The 2350-nt window shown below is 65.9% G+C and carries 4 protein-coding genes; all 4 read right to left on the reverse strand.

Going from position 1 to position 2350, the window contains the following annotated elements; genetic code table 11:
• Positions 1-328, reverse strand: a 328-nt coding sequence (locus AC1DSN_RS21465) for a HisA/HisF-related TIM barrel protein (protein WP_477332767.1), incomplete at its 3' end; no start/stop codon positions are given.
• Positions 325-915, reverse strand: a complete 591-nt coding sequence (gene hisH, locus AC1DSN_RS21470) for an imidazole glycerol phosphate synthase subunit HisH (RefSeq protein WP_063570721.1) — start codon at positions 913-915, stop codon at positions 325-327. The genes hisH and AC1DSN_RS21465, both read right to left, overlap by 4 nt.
• Entirely contained in the window at positions 915-1979 is a 1065-nt protein-coding gene (gene hisB, locus AC1DSN_RS21475) for a bifunctional histidinol-phosphatase/imidazoleglycerol-phosphate dehydratase HisB (protein WP_477332769.1), read from the reverse strand. The genes hisH and hisB overlap by 1 nt, the downstream gene beginning before the upstream one ends.
• On the reverse strand, positions 1976-2350 hold a 375-nt coding region (locus AC1DSN_RS21480), incomplete at its 5' end, for an aminotransferase class I/II-fold pyridoxal phosphate-dependent enzyme (RefSeq protein ID WP_477332771.1). The genes AC1DSN_RS21480 and hisB, both read right to left, overlap by 4 nt.

Below are 2350 nucleotides of genomic sequence, written 5' to 3' on the forward strand. Positions count from 1 at the left end.
CGCGGATGGCCACGCTGCCGACGACGACACGCTCCACGCCCGCATCCAGGAGGCGGCGTACGCCCTCCTCGTCACGAATACCGCCACCCGCCTGCACCCGGAGGCGGCCGCTCGAGGCGACCCCGGCGATCGTGGACAGGTTCTCGAAATGGCCCGAACGCGCGCCATCGAGATCGACGACATGCAGCCACGTCGCCCCTTCGTCGGCATACCGAGCCGCCAGTGCTTCGGGCTCGAAGGCGAAGGTGGTCTGCTGGGCATAGTCACCCTTGAACAGACGAACAACCTTGCCTTCGCGCAGGTCGATGGCTGGAATCGGTAAAGTCATAGGGCGAGGAAGTTCCGCAGGAGCTGGGCACCCACACCGGCCGAACGCTCGGGGTGGAATTGCATGCCCATGAAGTTGCCGGAGGCGACTACGGCCGAGAACGGCGTACCGTGCTCGCTTGAGGCCAGTGTGTAGTCGCCTGTCGGGACGGCGAAGCTGTGAACGAAGTACGCGGTATCGCCCTCGCGCAGCCCTGCGGTGAGGCAATGAGGCACGGTCACCTGCAGCGTATTCCAACCCATGTGCGGCACGCGCAGGCCAGGTGCTCCGGCGAAACGCGTCACCGTCGCCGGGATCACACCGAGGCATTCCGTGTCACTTTCTTCCGAGCGCTCGCAGAGCAGTTGCATGCCCAGGCAGACGCCGAGCACGGGTTGTTTCAATCCGCGCAATACCTCGACCAGGCCTGCCTCGCGCAGCATGCGCATGCCCGGTGCCGCGGCGCCCACGCCAGGAAGGATCACGTGGCTGGCCGCGCGGATGCGTGCCGCGTCCGAGGTGAGTTCGGCATCGGTACCGAGGCGCTGCAAGGCATAGCGCACGGAGCCGATGTTGGTGCCGCCCGCATCGACGAGAACCACGCTCATCAGAGGCTTCCCTTGGTGCTCGGCAGCTCGGCGCCTTCGCGGCGGATCGCCTGTCGAAGCGTGCGCGCGACGACCTTGAAACAGCCTTCGACCATGTGGTGAGCGTTCTCGCCGTGCACGGTGAGGTGCAGGTTCGCGCCCAGGGTTTCGCAAAGCGAACGGAAGAAGTGAGGCACCAGTTCGGTCGGCACATCACCGACGCGATCGCGCGGGAAATGGCCCTCGAAGACGAAGTACGGCCGCCCCGACAGGTCCAGCTCGGCGCGCGCCGCGCTCTCGTCCATCGGCAGCGCGAAGCCATAGCGACCGATGCCACGCTTGTCGCCTAACGCCTGGCGCAAGGCCTGGCCGAGGGCGAGCGCGGAGTCCTCGATGGTGTGGTGTTCATCGATATGGGTATCCCCGTCGCAGGTCAGGCTCAGGGCGAATCCGCCGTGCTTGCCGATCTGCTCCAGCATGTGGTCGAAGAAGCCCAGGCCGGTGCGCACGTTCGGTTCGGCGATACGGTCCAGATCCACATGCACGCGGATCGAGGTTTCCTTCGTCCTGCGCAGCACCTCGGCGGTGCGTGGTGCATCGAGTAGCGCGTGCGCCACCTCGGCCCAGCTCGCACCCTCAGCGCCCACGCGAAAACCGCGTACACCGAGGTTGGCGGCGAAGGCCAGGTCGGTCTCGCGATCGCCGATCATGGCGGACTGCGAGCGGCTCCAGCTATCGTCCGCCAGCCAGTGCCGCGCCAGGCCCGTGCCTGGTTTGCGCGTGTCGCGATGTTCATGCGGCAGACTGCGATCGATCAGCTGCTCGCGGAAAGTGATGCCCTGCGAGGCGAAGATGTTCAACAGCAAGGCGTGCGGCCCATCGAACGACGCTTGCGGAAACGAAGGCGTGCCGAGGCCGTCCTGATTGGTCACCATCACCAGCTCATAGCCCGCGGCCACACAGCGCTGCAAGGCGGCAATCACCCCGGGCATCAGGGCCAGCTTCTCGTAGCTGTCGATCTGCTGGTCGGCCGGCTCCTCGATGAGGCAACCGTCGCGATCGACGAAGAGGATCTTGCGGCTCATGCAGGCGCTCCCGCGCGCAACACCGCGAGCACGCGGTCGTTCTCGTTGCCGGTACCAATAGTGATGCGCAGGGCGTCTTCCAGTCCCGCGTATTTCGACACGTCGCGGACGACCACGCCCGCGGCGAGCAGGCGACGATAGGTTCCTGCCGCATCGTCGAAACGCACAGCCAGGAAGTTAGCGTACGAAGGCATCACCTCCCGCACGCCGGGCATCTGACGCAAGGTAACGAGCATGCGAGCGCGCTCGTTGAGAATTTCGTGCAGATGGTGACGCTGCAAGCGACGCCCTTCGTACGACAGCGCACCCATGGCGGCATCCACGCACGGCGACGGCAAGGGATACGGGGGAATGATCCGACGAAGCAGCCC

It is taken from the genome of Luteibacter sp. P4_D7_3, assembly GCF_056401735.1.